Annotated in this window: 13 protein-coding genes; 6 read left to right on the top strand and 7 right to left on the bottom strand. The window is 40.6% G+C overall.

Features of this window, described 5'->3' with window-relative positions; translation table 11 throughout:
* Positions 1-145 (top strand): helix-turn-helix domain-containing protein (locus tag VGE44_RS14475; protein ID WP_331080372.1); only part of this gene is annotated, 145 nt, incomplete at its 5' end.
* A 239-nt stretch (positions 146-384) separates the two neighbouring features.
* Positions 385-1,356, top strand: a complete 972-nt coding sequence (locus tag VGE44_RS14470) for a 2-hydroxyacid dehydrogenase (RefSeq protein WP_331080370.1) — start codon at positions 385-387, stop codon at positions 1,354-1,356.
* Between the two features lie 158 nt (positions 1,357-1,514).
* Here VGE44_RS14470 and VGE44_RS14465 read toward each other — a convergent pair whose 3' ends face one another.
* A complete protein-coding gene (locus VGE44_RS14465) occupies positions 1,515-2,996 on the bottom strand; it encodes an arylsulfatase (protein WP_331080368.1) in 1,482 nt (493 codons plus the stop codon).
* A gap of 702 nt (positions 2,997-3,698) precedes the next feature.
* Here VGE44_RS14465 and VGE44_RS14460 point away from each other — a divergent pair.
* Together VGE44_RS14460 and VGE44_RS14455 are read left to right on the top strand one after the other, a co-directional pair.
* On the top strand, positions 3,699-4,664 hold the full coding sequence (locus tag VGE44_RS14460) for a sugar phosphate isomerase/epimerase family protein (protein ID WP_331080365.1): 966 nt from the start codon (positions 3,699-3,701) through the stop codon (positions 4,662-4,664).
* Between the two features lie 52 nt (positions 4,665-4,716).
* Positions 4,717-6,090 (top strand): amidohydrolase family protein, encoded by a 1,374-nt coding sequence (locus tag VGE44_RS14455; RefSeq protein WP_331080362.1) that lies wholly within the window; start codon positions 4,717-4,719, stop codon positions 6,088-6,090.
* Positions 6,091-6,137: 47 nt separating this feature from the next.
* Here VGE44_RS14455 and VGE44_RS14450 read toward each other — a convergent pair whose 3' ends face one another.
* From VGE44_RS14450 to VGE44_RS14430, 5 genes are all read right to left on the bottom strand, one after another.
* Entirely contained in the window at positions 6,138-7,064 is a 927-nt protein-coding gene (locus VGE44_RS14450) for a hypothetical protein (RefSeq protein ID WP_331080360.1), read from the bottom strand.
* A 419-nt stretch (positions 7,065-7,483) separates the two neighbouring features.
* Positions 7,484-7,780, bottom strand: coding sequence for a Dabb family protein (locus tag VGE44_RS14445; protein ID WP_331080358.1), 297 nt, complete (start codon positions 7,778-7,780; stop codon positions 7,484-7,486).
* 157 nt (positions 7,781-7,937) lie between these two features.
* On the bottom strand, positions 7,938-8,522 hold the full coding sequence (locus tag VGE44_RS14440; RefSeq protein ID WP_331080356.1) for a hypothetical protein: 585 nt from the start codon (positions 8,520-8,522) through the stop codon (positions 7,938-7,940).
* 135 nt (positions 8,523-8,657) lie between these two features.
* Positions 8,658-9,494, bottom strand: coding sequence for an endonuclease/exonuclease/phosphatase family protein (locus tag VGE44_RS14435; RefSeq protein WP_331080354.1), 837 nt, complete (start codon positions 9,492-9,494; stop codon positions 8,658-8,660).
* A 265-nt stretch (positions 9,495-9,759) separates the two neighbouring features.
* Positions 9,760-10,182 (bottom strand): helix-turn-helix domain-containing protein, encoded by a 423-nt coding sequence (locus VGE44_RS14430; protein WP_331080352.1) that lies wholly within the window; start codon positions 10,180-10,182, stop codon positions 9,760-9,762.
* 88 nt (positions 10,183-10,270) lie between these two features.
* On the opposite strand from VGE44_RS14430, the gene VGE44_RS14425 reads away from it, so the two are divergent.
* Positions 10,271-10,921, top strand: coding sequence for an NAD(P)H-dependent oxidoreductase (locus VGE44_RS14425; RefSeq protein ID WP_331080350.1), 651 nt, complete (start codon positions 10,271-10,273; stop codon positions 10,919-10,921).
* A 10-nt stretch (positions 10,922-10,931) separates the two neighbouring features.
* Positions 10,932-11,645: a TMEM175 family protein gene (locus VGE44_RS14420; RefSeq protein WP_331080348.1), complete on the top strand. Its 714-nt coding sequence runs from the start codon at positions 10,932-10,934 to the stop codon at positions 11,643-11,645.
* Positions 11,646-12,103: 458 nt separating this feature from the next.
* Here VGE44_RS14420 and VGE44_RS14415 read toward each other — a convergent pair whose 3' ends face one another.
* Positions 12,104-13,996 carry a c-type cytochrome gene (locus VGE44_RS14415; protein WP_331080346.1) on the bottom strand — a complete coding sequence of 631 codons (1,893 nt, stop codon included), beginning with the start codon at positions 13,994-13,996 and terminating at the stop codon, positions 12,104-12,106.
* Positions 13,997-14,316 lie beyond the last annotated feature (320 nt).

The following is a 14,316-nucleotide window of genomic DNA, read 5'->3' as shown; positions in this document are numbered from 1 at the left end:
AGCCTCAAGAAAGAATGTGACGGAAGTAATGTATGATGTGGGTTATACTGACACCAAAGCATTTCGGGATATCTTCAGGAAGATTACCGGTCTTACCCCAATAGAGTATAGAAATAAATTTGCGAAGGTGGCGAAGGAGGTGTAAGATCTTTCAAATTAACTAGGCATGGAATGGCAAAGCAATGCTATTCGGAGATTTCAAAATAAAACTGAAGTGCCCCTTTACTATCGCTACTCAAGCATTTTAGAAATTTAATACACCCTTTAATAGCTTCTTACAGCACGATATTTTATATTTGAAACAAAGGATATCTGTTTGCTTCTCTCTCTGAGCAAAGATTCTCTTTAACCTGATTTAATTCATTTCAAAATTCCCATTCAATAATGCATGTAATTGCCTATAGTGTCAGCTCCTTTGAAATAGATTATATCGAAAATGCAAACAGCATGAAGCATGAGATTATTTTAAAGGCTGAGCCTTTAAGACTTGAATCTGCTGCTCTGGCTAAAGGTGCAGAAGCTGTCATTATATTTACTTCAGACGATGCTTCTGAGCCTGTAATTAATGCCCTAGCCGACCTGGGTATTAAATATATCGTCACCCGTTCGACAGGGACAGATCATATCGACTTAAAGGCAGCAGAGAAGAGAGGAATTAAAGTTGCGAATGTTCCTTCATATTCGCCACAGGCTATTGCAGAACAGGCCGTTATGCTTGCATTGGCATTAAGCAGAAAATTAATTGACACCTCTAAACTAGTAGAGACTTATAATTTTACGATTGAAAAGCATGTCGGCTTCAACTTTTATGGTAAGACAGTTGGCCTTATTGGCTTGGGAAGTATCGGAAAAGCGGCTGCAGAAATTTTTAAGGGATTAGGCTGTCGGGTGATTGCCTTTGATGTTGATCAGGAAATTGAGATGGCTCCAATTGAGCGGGTAAGCCTGAATGCTCTTCTGGAACAATCTGATATTATATCCCTGCATGCACCTTTAAACGAAAATACGCGATACCTGATCAATCAGAAAAGTATTGCAAAAATGAAAAACGGGGTGATGCTTATCAATACATCCCGTGGAGCTTTAATCAAATCTGAGGATGTACTTGCAAATCTTGAAGGTGGAAAGATCGGATACCTTGGACTGGATGTTTATGAATTTGAAAAGGGGCTGTTTTTCGAAGATCATAGTAATGACACTGATAAGGATAGTCTCCTACAAAAACTTATAAATCATAAAAACGTAATCATAACTCCTCATCAGGGTTTTTTAACTCAGGAGGCTTTGAGGGAAATTGCCCAGATAACAATTGAAAATATTGATGCATGGGAAAAGGAATTTGGTCAAAATCTATAATTCAGAAATTACTTAAGTTTCAAAGCGGGTTTGAAACCCGCTTTATCTGTTTTTCGAAATTCCCTGCGGAAAATCTCGAACAGCAGGTTTAATTTATTTGATAAAACAGACCAGCATGGTATATTGAATGTGCTATTTGATTATACCTTATGCCCGTACTAGTACTTCACAATAACATCGTTCTGTTGTCCTGAACCTTCTGTACTCCTTCCGGATTCAATTTGCTTTTTTAGTAATTCACTTAACTCCCTAACCACATCTGGTAATGAGCTGGCTAAATTATGCTGTTCCTTAATATCTGTTTTCAGATTATACAATTGGATGCCAGGCAAATTTGATTTTGCTGCCGCTGATTCTGTAGGAGCAGACCACCCCCCAGATCCTCGGGCAAAAATAAGTTTGTAATCACCTTTTCTGATTGAAAACTTACCATCAATTGAATGATGTATGATTGATTCTCGTTTGTATTCGCTGGGTTTACTTAGCAGAACAGGTAAAAGGCTGAAACTGTCTTCCGCCTGATTATCCGATAACATGGAGCCAACTATGTTTGCTGCCGTGGCCATGAAATCGGTTAATGAAATGGTTTGTGTAGACACCGAGTTTGGAGCTACTTTCCCCGGCCATTTAATAATAAATGGGATACGGTGACCGCCTTCATAAATATCCGCTTTGGCGCCTCTATAAATACCACTTGCAAAATGGCCCTTTGATTCGAGAGTTTTAAAATCAGCCATCGGAGAAGCTCCATTATCACTTGTGAAAACAATGATTGTATTTTTATCTAAGCCGGTTTCTTTTAAAACTGCTTTTATTTTCCCCAATAAAGCATCTGTCTTGAGTACAAAATCTGCATAGTCATTAATGCCAGACTTACCTTCAAACTCTTTAGTCGGTAATATAGGGGTGTGGGGAGAGGTTAAAGGAAGGTATAAAAAGAATGGCCTGTTATTGTTATCTGCCTGCGTTTCTATGTAATTGATTGCCTTCTTTGTGAAATCGTCCAGCACTTTACTGTGCTTTTGTCCTTTACCAATTGCTCCTTCCCTCCAGAATCCGGGGCCTTTATTTTCTTTAATAATCTCAATTCTTCGGGCAGTAACACGCTGATTTTCAATATAAACATAGGGTGGAATATCGAGCGAGGCGCTAATAATATAACTGTAATCAAAGCCTGCAGAATTTGGGCCGGAACTTAGGGGCATAGAAAAGTCAACCGAATCGTTTTTATCTTTTTGCCAACCCAAACCTAAATGCCATTTCCCGATGCAGGCTGTGTTATAGCCATTGTTCTTAAAAAGATTAGCCAGAGTAAATCTATCTCGAGCAATTAGTGATGTATCATAACCCCATAAGACACTTTTTTGAAGACGGGTTCGCCATGCATATCTGCCAGTTAATATTCCATAGCGCGTTGGTGTGCAAACTGCAGAGCCACTGTGGGCATCAGTAAATCGCATGCCTTCTTCTGCCAGCGCATCTATATTTTTTGTTTGAATTTTAGAGTCTTTGTTATAAACGGAGACATCACCAATTCCCAGGTCATCTGCTAAAATGTAAATGATATTTGGCTTTTCGGATTGAGAATATGCAGTATTTACTATCAATAAAAGGGAGCAGAATATTAAAGATAAGCGCATGATGAGAAGTTTAATATTAAATATAAGGATTATTAATAGAACCTTAGTTCGGTATAAAATCTTGCAGCGCTGCTTTAGGTTGAATGATTTTTTATTGCTTTGAAAGCTTGTTTGTTCCTCTTCTGTTCCACTTACCCGTGTTCTACCCTGGTTTTTGCCCATAAATTGCTCTTTGAGATAAGATTTTGCAAGGGCAAAAAGCTAGAGATGTAATCCGCATTTAATTACAGGGGTGTTGGTCCGTTTGCCGGACTGCCTGTCCCGATGAAATACAGCACCGGGTAAAATAAACCTTGCCGGAGGAGGTATCTTCCGGCTATTGGTAATATGATGCAGAATGCGATTTCTTGCCGGAAATACTCCGGAGGAAAGGGCTGAAATGGCCTATAGCACACAGGGATTGGTTTTCAACAAACAAATTATTGTTAACAAGAGGCTAATCTGATGTGTTACAACCGTATTATTTTACCCTTCCTTATATCGAACTCAGGTTTATATAAGAGGTATATCCAATCAAAGGTTGTAAATTATGAACCAGTAGCACCGGGTAATAAGATCCTGATAATCAATCCAAATACCCTCTGAAAACTGTCTGACTATAAAGTTTTCTTTTTGAATTTTGAATAAAATCTGTTAGGAAATTGTAAATTAAGTTTCTTAAAATTCCTGAAAATAAAGCAAAACAATTAATAATATTGATTTATGGATACCGAAAATAATAAGTCGAGGAGAAATTTTATTAAGAGTTCTGTTATTGCAGGTACTCTGCTTCCATTTATGTCGAATGATCTTTTTGCAGATGTGCTTGGGAGTAAAAAAGTTATTGAGCCCTTAAATGTCTCTGTTTTTTCCAAACATCTGCAATTTTTAAACTACCAGGACATGGCTGATGCAGCAGCCGGGTTAGGTTTTAATGGGGTAGATCTTACGGTGCGTCCCAAAGGTCATGTTTTACCCGAACGGGTGGAAACAGATTTGCCAAAAGCAATGGAAGCCATTCAAAAAGCTGGTCTGGCTACAACAATGATTACTACTGCTGTTCAGGATGCTAATGATCCTACTGATAGGAAATTGCTGGAGACTGCTTCCGGGCTGGGCGTTAAATACTATCGCATGAACTGGCTCAAATATCCCGAAGGGAAAAGTATTCCTGAGGCTATGATGCAATTCAAAAAGACGCTGACGGCGATAAGTCATTTAAACAGAAAACTGAATATTACAGGTTGCTATCAAAATCATTCTGGAAACCTGGCGGGAGCTTCGATATGGGAGTTATGGGAAATACTTAAAAATGCTGATCAGCGAAATATGGGAGTTCAGTATGATATCCGTCATGCGGTTGTAGAAGGAGGAATGTCATGGAAGAACGGGCTCAATTTAATTCATCCTCATATTAAAATCCTGGCCATAAAGGATTGTATCTGGCTGAAAAAAAATGGAAGCTGGGTTGTTGAGAATGTACCATTGGGAGAAGGAATGGTTGATTTTAAATCCTATTTTAAGATTTTGAAGGAATTTAATATTCAGGTACCTGTATCACTTCACTATGAATATTCTTTGGGCGGCGCTGAGCATGGAGCAAGTACTATCACAACAGATAAGCAGATCATTTTTGCTCATATGAAAAGAGACCTTAATAAATTGCAGCAACTCTGGCAGGAGGCTTGATTATCAAATATTTTTATTTAAAGTGCAGATAATGTGCAATTAGCTGAATAAAATGAACAAGATTTTAAATTATCAATGCAGCTTGTTTCGGCAGTTTGCTTTTTCTATTCTACTAATTATTGTATCCAATACATTTGCCCAGCAGTCTGGGCAGACGGGAATCCTGCTGAAAAATCTCAATCTGATTGACGGTAAAGGTGGCACAGTCCGGACGAATACGGATATTCTTATAGAAGGGCAGCGCATCGCAGCTATTGGAAAGAATTTAAAGAGTGTTGGAGCCCGTGTAATTGATCTTCAGGGAAAGACAGTGATGCCTGCAATGATCAGTGCCCATGTGCATGTTGGAGTAATCAGTGGAAATGCTCAAAGCGGTACATTTTTTACAAGGGAGAATGTACTGGCACAATTAAAAAAGTATCTGGATTATGGTGTAAGTACAGTTCAAACGCTGGGTACCGACAGGCCTTTATTATATGAAAATGGATTTCGGGATTCTTTAATGAAAGGCCTTTTACCCGGCGCCCGTCTGTTCTCCGGTGGCTATGGATTCAATATTCCAGACCCCGCTGTCAGGAAGGAATCTTTTATGGGGAATTTATACCGACCATTGTCTGCAGATGAAGTTCCGGGAATGATGAAGGAATTGAACCGTATAAATCCATCGATGGTGAAGATCTGGGTTGATGGTTCGCCTCAAACCAAAATGAAACCTGCCATTTATCAAAAGATTATTGAGGAAGCGCACCGGTATCAGCACAGAGTTGCGGCACATGTTTATTACTTATCGGATGCCCGTCAGCTGATAAATTCCGGAATAGACGTATTCGGACACAGTATCCGCGATAGTCTGGTGGACGATGCCTTGATCGCCCGGATGAAAGCCAGAAAGATCCCATATATCCCAACTCTTGCGCTCGACAAATTTGCACATGCTTATATGTCAAAACCAAACTGGCTTGAGACCCCCTTTTTTAAGGCTGCTCTCGAGCCAGGGGTGTATGAAATGATTAGTTCCACTGCTTACCAGAATGAACAAAAGGCTTCAGCTGCTTCAGTTCGTAGTGCTGCAGCATTCAGGATGGCCCTTCAGAATGTGAAAAAACTCCATGATGCAGGTGTTTTGGTTGCACTGGGAACCGACTCGGGAGCCTTTCCCATCCGGGCTCAGGGTTTTGCCGAACATCTGGAATTGGAATTGCTGGTTGAAGCCGGTTTGAGTCCGCAGGATGTGATTCGTATTGCTACTTTAAACGCTGCCCGGGTTCTGCGAATTGATAAGGATTATGGGAGCATAGAAAAGGGAAAGATTGCCGATCTGCTTGTGCTTGATGCAAATCCGCTGGAGAACATTCAGAATACACGAAGGATTTCTGCGGTTTACAAGGCCGGCAGAGAGATTAGTAATGGCCCTGCAATGAAATGACTTGCTTCCTTTGATACTATCCTAAAAAACAGATCCAATAATACTGTTTACTTTTCACCTTTATCCAGCAGCATCTGCCTGATCGTAAACAATTCCTTAGCTCTTGGATCAACAGTCACATGGACTGTGGCGATATCAGCATCTCCAAAAACCTGTAAGCGGGTAAAATTAAGGATGGCAGATCGCTTATCAGGATTCAGCAAGGGCTTGTCGACAATAAAACGATGCGAGTCGCCATTGACCCAGAGTACTGGCTTGCCATATTGCCTGCTCAGCTCAGATAATTTATCAATAATCTTTTGAAAGGCCGGGGATGTAGTTCTGCTGTAGAACATATCGGCCTGGGTAAACATAACCAAACCTTCTTTATCAGAAGCCCGGGCATAAATTTCATCGAGCCATGCTAAATTAGCTTTCTCCCGTTCTGTAAATTCAGTATTGTCTGTCCCCTTAAAATTGTTGTTTGTGCCAACTAAATGAACCGTAGCAAACTGGATTCCGCCATGCTCCCAGGCAACATTCTCCACATATCTCGCAAATTCAGGATTGTTGCTCTGACTATGTAGTGGTATCTTCTTTTGTCCGAGACTTTTACTATCCCTGAAAAACATTTTTCTCAATAATGTCAGTCTTTCCAGCGGATCATATTTACCTGCTGCTTCACGGTTGCAATCTGTCCACTCATTATCTCCCGGAGTGTATATTAACGGTCGGGAAAAGCTTTCAAAATAGTTAAAGATCTTATTAAAATATTCGTCAGAACAAACAGTTGATCCTGCTTTAAAATCGCCAACATGTACGCTAAAGGCAGGCTTTTCTTTATTTACCTCTTTGATCAGATTTTCGAAACGAACATAATCATCCGGAAGACGATAAGGCATATCGCCAAAGGCAATAAATTCGAATTTTTTACTTTGTGCGGATGTGCTTGCTATGGAAACTAAGAACAAAAGGAGGAGGAAGTGTATTCTCACAGTTTGGGTTTTTGTACCAATAAATTTAATCAGTTTTTGCCGGATACAATGAATTAAATAAGGGAAGGGTTTTGAATTATCACTAGTGTACGGTAAAAGCTTTTGTTTTCCGACCATGAAGGGCAATTGTATTATTTAAGAGCTTGCTTGGTTCCCTCTTTCGTGGGATCCGATAGCTATCGGATGACAAGGGTTGTTTGGAGTGAGGAGATTCCAGCCTCCGCTGGAATCGCAATATGGAACCGTTAAATAAATGATTTAGCTCATTTACTCATTTTTTGTCCCCCGCATATTGGTCCATGAAAGGTACTAAGTAAACTAATCCGATTCCAGCGGAGGCTGGAATCTCCCTATTTCATTTCCATTGACATATTTGTCATTCCAGCGAAAGCTGGAACCTCCTTACTTGTGCTTAATTATTAATGAGCATCGTAGATAATCACCTTATCAAAGAATACCCTGAACTCATCTAAAAAGGCTTTGTGCAATGGATGAACCTGATATTCATCATGGCCGGCCATATCATCAAACAGAAGAAATAAGCTAAAAGTATAAGTTGTATCCACTACGGCGCGTTCGATGGGAGCCGGGGTACCTATATGATACATTTTTACTGCTTCAATAAATTGCAAAGTATCCAGACTTTTTCGGAATGCGGTTTTTTGTTCCTCAGTAGTGTCGGCTTTAAGCCAGAATAAAACGTGGTGTGCGATCATTTTTTTTATTTTTTTCAAATATATAAAATGACCATTGCTGATGTTACATTTCCTGAAAATTTCAAATGCTAAAATGACAAAGCCGGTATAAAACCGGCTTCGAATAAAATACAATTTGAACTGCCAGAATCAAACTGATGAGCAGAATTCAGAGAGATTAAAAGGTAATGGAACCTTCTCCTGTATATTCATAATTTGTAGGCGTATTTACTGTATACAATAAGGTCATATTTCCTGTTGCATTAGTAAATTTTCCTGTTCCCCCCGTGAATACATATTGCTGGAACATAAATCCTGTTGCAGGATCAATTCCGGCTCCGGCAAGTGAATAGTAAAGTTTATCGCCATTAGCTGCAGTACCGACCCCACCAATTGATCCGATTACTTGTCCGGTAGCAGGGTTGATACAAAATGTTGTTACCTGCTGTTGAAGTCCGAGTGCTGTTGAATTACCGGTTCCATCAGATCTGAATTGAAGAGTTCCTTCTCCGCAACCATTAGGGATATAAGAAATGGTTCCCGAACCCGTGCTTTTCAATGGCCTGGTAACACTTTTGCCATTGTTTGATTTGTTTGCTGACATCTGTATGCCTGAACCATCATTAGCTTTTAATAACAATGCACCTGAAGTCATTTCGGCATATTTCTTAAGATCATCCTGATTAGTCGTCTCAGTGACCATATCCTTCTTACAGGATCCGAACAGCAATGCTACTGCTGCGATAATTAAAGTCTTTTTCATAATTGGAGTTTTGAAAGCGTTTAATATAAAAATACAAATTTTTAATTTAAACTTATTTATTTTTCAATTAAAGCAAACTAATACAAAAAAGCCGGCACATGATGCGCCGGCTTCAGAAATATATAGGTTAAATAATCAGAGACTAAGTGTTGACATCACGGGAAAATGATCCGAAGGAAACTTGCCGAAATAGGTATCTGTTAGTATACCCCATCTGCTTGCAGTAAACTGCTTTGAAGTGAAGATATGATCTATGACTGATTTATTTCTCGGGGCCCTGAATCCGTTGCCTGATGAGTTAAGTTCATACGGAAATTCCACATCTCTGTACGAGTCTTTCAGAATCCCCGAATTGGCTATGGTTTGATACCAATCACTCTTACGGTCTCCGTTAAGGTCACCAGTGAAGATGACTGGCTGGCTGCCTGCAATTTCCTTAATTTTCTGTATGATTAGTTTTGCGCTTTCCTTTCTTGCAACAATACCCTGATGGTCAAAATGCACATTGAAGAAATAGAATTTTTTACCACTTTCCTTAATTTCAAGATAAACCCATGAGCAGATGCGGTTACAGCAGGTAGCATCCCATCCTAATCCTGGTTTATCCGGAGTTTGAGAAAGCCAGAAGTCTCCGCTTTTCAGCAGCGTGAACTTATCCTTCTTGTAAAAAATTGTTGAGTGTTCACCACCATCTTTGCCATCGTTCCGGCCAACTCCATAACGGGAGAAATGTGGTAATGCAGTACTGATATCATCCAGCTGATTCTTCAGGGCTTCCTGAACTCCAAATATATCGAAGTCGTGAAAGCGGATCAGACTGGATACTACCGGTGCACGGTCTACCCATAAATTGCCACTGTCGCGCGGGTTATCATACCTGATATTAAATGTTGCTACATTAAATGATTGCGCATTTAAGCCGATGGAAACGGCGAGCAACAGAATGCAGGTCAGTAATAAATTGTTTTTCATCTTGTTTAATTTCATTTTAATTAATTCCAACCCAAATTTTGTCCCAATTTAGGATTTAGCAAAAGATCCGCTTCCGGGATAAAGATAAACAGGGAAAAGGGAATAGGGAAAGGGAAATGGGGGAATAATTTGTCGATGGGAAAGAGAATTAGCAAATGAGGTAATTAGCAAATGGAGCAAAGACTTAACCGGGCGATAAAAATTAAATTTCAATCATCCATGCACATTCTCAACCCGATAGCTATCGGGTCTCCACTCTCAACTCTCAATTTTTCTTCAAAATGTATTCCTCCCTTGCTCTCAAAATATGAACCATATTATCATTGGCCCATCCGGATAAGGAAATAAGCTGACCTACCAGGCTCCGTCCAAGAGGAGTGAGTTCGTATTCAACCCTTGGCGGGATCTGAGGATAAATTGTTCGAGTAAGCAGGCCATCTTCTTCCAGTGTCCGCAATGTTACCGTTAGCATACGCTGTGAAATACCTGGTATTCTTTTCTTCAGTTCCGTAAATCGAAGGGTCTCGGCTTTTCCCAGCATGATGATAGTATGCATGGTCCACTTATCACTGATGCGGCTGAGGACATCTGTTATGGGGCATTGATTTGTCTTAATGATGTCAGAAAAATAATTTGATATTTCCTCGCGACTGCCTTCAGAGGCTGTTTCGCCATTGGTTACTTTCATAATACTGAGTGTAAAACAGGTGCCGTATTGTTTAATGCAAAGTTACTAAATAGTTTTGAGTTATTAAAAGTAACTAATAAGAAGAAAAATGAATATTTTAACTGCATTAAACTGGCGTTATGCTGCCAAGAGTATGAACGGCAGTCCCGTACCTCAGGATAAAGTTGACCTGATCCTTGAAAGTATCCGCTTATCCGCATCCTCTGCGGGTTTTCAACCATATCAGGTATTAGTCATTCAGAATAAGGAGCTGCTTGAGAAGATTAAACCGATTGCATTTAATCAGCCTCAGATTACAGATGCCTCTCATTTACTGGTATTTGCAGCATGGGATAGGGTAACAACTGAACGTGTGGATGCGATGATAAAGAATATTGCCCGGGTACGAAATGTACCGGAGGAATCACTTGCAGTAATCAGGGGCTATGGCGACCGCTTTATGGCTCAGACAGCCGAGCAGAATTTTCAATGGGCAGCACGTCAGGCCTATATTGCTTTGGGCACGGCCCTCATTGCGGCTGCAACACTCGAAGTTGACAGTACCCCAATGGAAGGCTTTGATCCGGCCGCTTTAGACCAGCTTCTGGGCTTAGAGGACCGAGGTTTGAAAAGTGTACTAATTCTCCCATTGGGCTATCGCGATGAAGAAAAGGACTGGTTACTTCCATTAGCCAAAGTAAGAATGCCAAAAGAGGACTTGTTTATTGAGGATGAAGATCTTGCAGAGCTAATCAATTAATAATATTCGGGTGAGTGATAGTTCATTGATCTGTCACTCATTTTCGTTCATAAGTCCTGATCAGGATTATTCAATTGTTGATGAAAATTATTATTTTGGATACAAATTGATCAGCTATATGATTACGAAAGGTCGTTTGGAAGCGTTCAGTGATGGGGTAATTGCCATCATTATTACCATCATGGTTTTGGAGTTGAAAGTGCCCCATTCCGAAAATATTGGGTCTTTAATGGGTCTTATTCATGTTTTTTTTAGCTATGTGTTAAGCTTCATTTACATTGGTATTTACTGGAATAATCATCATCATATGCTGCATGCAGTGAAATCTGTAAATGGAACAATATTATGGGCTAATCTTCATCTTTTGTTCTGGCTTTCATTAATTCCTTTCGTAACAGCCTGGATGGGTGAGAATCATTTTGGGAAATGGCCGGTCATTATGTACGGAGTGATCATGATTATGAATGCAATTGCCTATACTATTTTAGGACGGACTTTAGTTTCACATCATGGTAAAGATTCTCTGATTGCTAAGGCTTTGGGCAAGGATTGGAAAGGTAAATTATCTTTACTTATTTATGCTACCGCGATAGGTACCTCTTTTATCCATCCGGGAATAGGCATGTTCTTATATTTTGTTGTGGCAGTAATTTGGCTTATCCCCGACACAAGAATTGAAAAACTTCTGATAGCCGAAGCGCAAAAGGAAGATAAACATATTTGAGTTATCTGTTGTCAGTTATCACCCGATAGCTATCGGGTTGCCTGTGATGTAGCGGTTCATTTTAAAATTTGTTTCAAATACCCACATACGACATCTTCGTGAAAAGTCATTATTTAAGGGGCGGGAGGTTCTGGCCTTCGCCAGAATGACAATGCATTTTATTAGTAGTGGAGGAGATCCTGACTTTTGTCAGGATCGTAGTCCTTAACTTAATGACATTACTCTTCAAGATCGTGATTCCCTTGTTAGACAGTACTATAAACATTTGACCCATTCTGGGTCATTAGAAAAATTCCAAACAAGAGAATTTTACAAGACAATAGGGACTCTAAATCCGATAGCTATCCGGTATCAACTCCATTCTTCATTCCCCATTCCCTATTTGCTATTCCCTATTTCCAATTCCCCTTCATCCCGACGCAGGAGAGATCAAACTGTCAACTGTCAATTGTCAACTGTCAATTCTTCCCCATCAGTTTCCTCACCTCCGCCACTTCCTTCTCACTTACCGGTCCCGATTTATTGCCAAAACTCCGCCTTACATAAGTTAAGATCTCCGAGATTTCCTTATCTGTAAGGAAGGATGCATGTGCAGGCATCGTATCGTTATAATTTTGCCCTTTTACCTGAATTGCTCCGGTCATACCATTCAGTACCACATTGATCAGCACGGTTTTATCGCTGTTTACCCATTCAGATCCGGCAAGAGGGGGGAAGCGGCTTCCATCACCATTCCCATCTGTCTGATGGCAGTTTCTGCAATAAATATTGTATAGCAGCTCAGCATGTACCGGTTTACCTTTCCGGTCAAGATTATCTGCCATTTCATCCGGGGTTTTAAGATGGGTTAATGCCTTGCGCTTTTCCATTTCAGCCAGCTCTTTATTCCCAAAGGATTTTTTGTCGCCCTTGTACATGATTCGCCAAATCTTCCCTTTCTGAGTTTCTCCGACATACAAAGAACCATCTGGGCCTTCAGCGAGACCCATTGGTCTGTATGTAGCGTCATTGGCTACCGCAAGAGTATCCTTGCCCGCAAAGCCATCGGCAAATACTTCCCATGGACCGGTTACTACTCCATTTTTCATCGGAACAAAGACAACAACATTTCCGACCTGCGGGTATGGAATGCGGTTAGTAGAGCCATGCAGAGAAATAAATGCTCCTTCCTTATAACGCGCCGGGAATTGATTGCCTTTATAAAAAAGGATATCATTTGGTGCAAAATGTCCGGGGAAACCCAGCAGAGGTTTTGGAAGTTTGGCCCCATCACCTTCTTTGACACCATCGCCGCCATATTCAGGACTCAGTACTTTCTTTCCAAGCATCTGATCATAATAGTAATAAGGGAATCCGCCATCGAATCCCTCATTTACTTTAAAAAGTTCATCCGATGGGAGCATCGCACTTTTCCAGGGACTGTAATATTCCGGCCAGAGTAAACGCAGATCATCCCTGCCATGATGCAGGGCATAAAGTGCATCGGTTCCTTTATCCCAGGTCATACCAACAATACTCCGCATTCCGGTCGCATAGCGTTTTCCATCGCTTTGCTTTTGCTGCAGTTTATTTTCATCAAATTTCCAGATCCCGCCATGGTCAACTAAATACGGGCAAGGATTCATACCCGGCGATCCGGGCTTCCTGTTCTCTACCTGACATGAATTTGTTCCCATACCCCATGAAACAAACATATTTCCCTTCCCGTCGAATGCAAGAGCTTTTGCCATGTGTTCATGAAAAGGCAGTGTATCGATCACCACGGTATCCATATTACTGTCGGGTACAAGTTGTCCTTCCTTTAATTTATTGCGAAAAACCATTAGCTCTGAACTGAAGTAGAGATAGCCATTATGGATTTGCATGGCCGTTCCCCTGTTGCGGTTCTCATACTTGCCCCAGATCTTCACAGTATCGGCCTTCCCATCGCCGTCCACATCCCTCAGCGCTGCATTGCCATAACCATCAATTGTAGGGGATCTTAGTTTGACATAAACATCCCCGTTCTGGTTCACTGCAATATGTCTGGCACCAACATAATTTCCCGAAGGCTGGTTGTTCGGGCGACTTAACTGTGTGCTTTTAGGAGCTCCTTTAATCTCGGCAGGAGCTGTTTGAGGGGCATTAGATTTTGCGAGCTGGCTTATCTGAAGGGCAACAACAGAACCTCCTCCAATGCTATCAACAACCACAAGAGCCTCAAATCCACCGGGCAGAATCAATCCGCCATTGTCCTTATCGGATGGAGGTAATTTATCGGTCCCCGGCTTACAACTTGCAATAATGAAAGAACTGAGAATGATGCAAATAAAGCGGATATATATCTTTTCAGGGAGGCCATGTTTTTTCATGGATTTAAAATAGTTGTTTATTTCGAATAATGAAAATGAAAACAGAAAGGTTACAGGGCAGAGAATTAGCAAATTGTGATAATTAGCAACCCGATTGCTATCGGGTTAGCAAATAGGATTAGGACTTACGAAATCACATGGGCGAGTGGAAAGTAGATTTCGTAAGTCACAACATCTTCTAGAGCAAATCTGGTTTGATTTGTTGATGGAGGAAATACAAATTTGAAACGCCTGTCATCCAGAGGAGCCAACAGATTTTCTTAGTTTAATAATAATTTGCGGCGACGAAGGATCTCATTGCTATGAGCAGGACTTTTTGC

Source organism: Daejeonella sp. (genome assembly GCF_036405355.1).
GTDB lineage: Bacteria > Bacteroidota > Bacteroidia > Sphingobacteriales > Sphingobacteriaceae > Daejeonella.
This window is presented reverse-complemented; position numbering and strand designations above follow the sequence as displayed.

What these genes read in the sequence shown, in the direction of transcription:
- VGE44_RS14470 (WP_331080370.1), top strand. Translation starts at nt 385, where the DNA reads ATGCATGTAATTGCCTATAGTGTCAGCTCCTTTGAAATAGATTATATC.
- VGE44_RS14465 (WP_331080368.1), bottom strand. Translation starts at nt 2,996, where the DNA reads ATGCGCTTATCTTTAATATTCTGCTCCCTTTTATTGATAGTAAATACT.
- VGE44_RS14460 (WP_331080365.1), top strand. Translation starts at nt 3,699, where the DNA reads ATGGATACCGAAAATAATAAGTCGAGGAGAAATTTTATTAAGAGTTCT.
- VGE44_RS14455 (WP_331080362.1), top strand. Translation starts at nt 4,717, where the DNA reads ATGAACAAGATTTTAAATTATCAATGCAGCTTGTTTCGGCAGTTTGCT.
- VGE44_RS14445 (WP_331080358.1), bottom strand. Translation starts at nt 7,780, where the DNA reads ATGATCGCACACCACGTTTTATTCTGGCTTAAAGCCGACACTACTGAG.
- VGE44_RS14440 (WP_331080356.1), bottom strand. Translation starts at nt 8,522, where the DNA reads ATGAAAAAGACTTTAATTATCGCAGCAGTAGCATTGCTGTTCGGATCC.
- VGE44_RS14435 (WP_331080354.1), bottom strand. Translation starts at nt 9,494, where the DNA reads ATGAAAAACAATTTATTACTGACCTGCATTCTGTTGCTCGCCGTTTCC.
- VGE44_RS14430 (WP_331080352.1), bottom strand. Translation starts at nt 10,182, where the DNA reads ATGAAAGTAACCAATGGCGAAACAGCCTCTGAAGGCAGTCGCGAGGAA.
- VGE44_RS14425 (WP_331080350.1), top strand. Translation starts at nt 10,271, where the DNA reads ATGAATATTTTAACTGCATTAAACTGGCGTTATGCTGCCAAGAGTATG.
- VGE44_RS14415 (WP_331080346.1), bottom strand. Translation starts at nt 13,996, where the DNA reads ATGAAAAAACATGGCCTCCCTGAAAAGATATATATCCGCTTTATTTGC.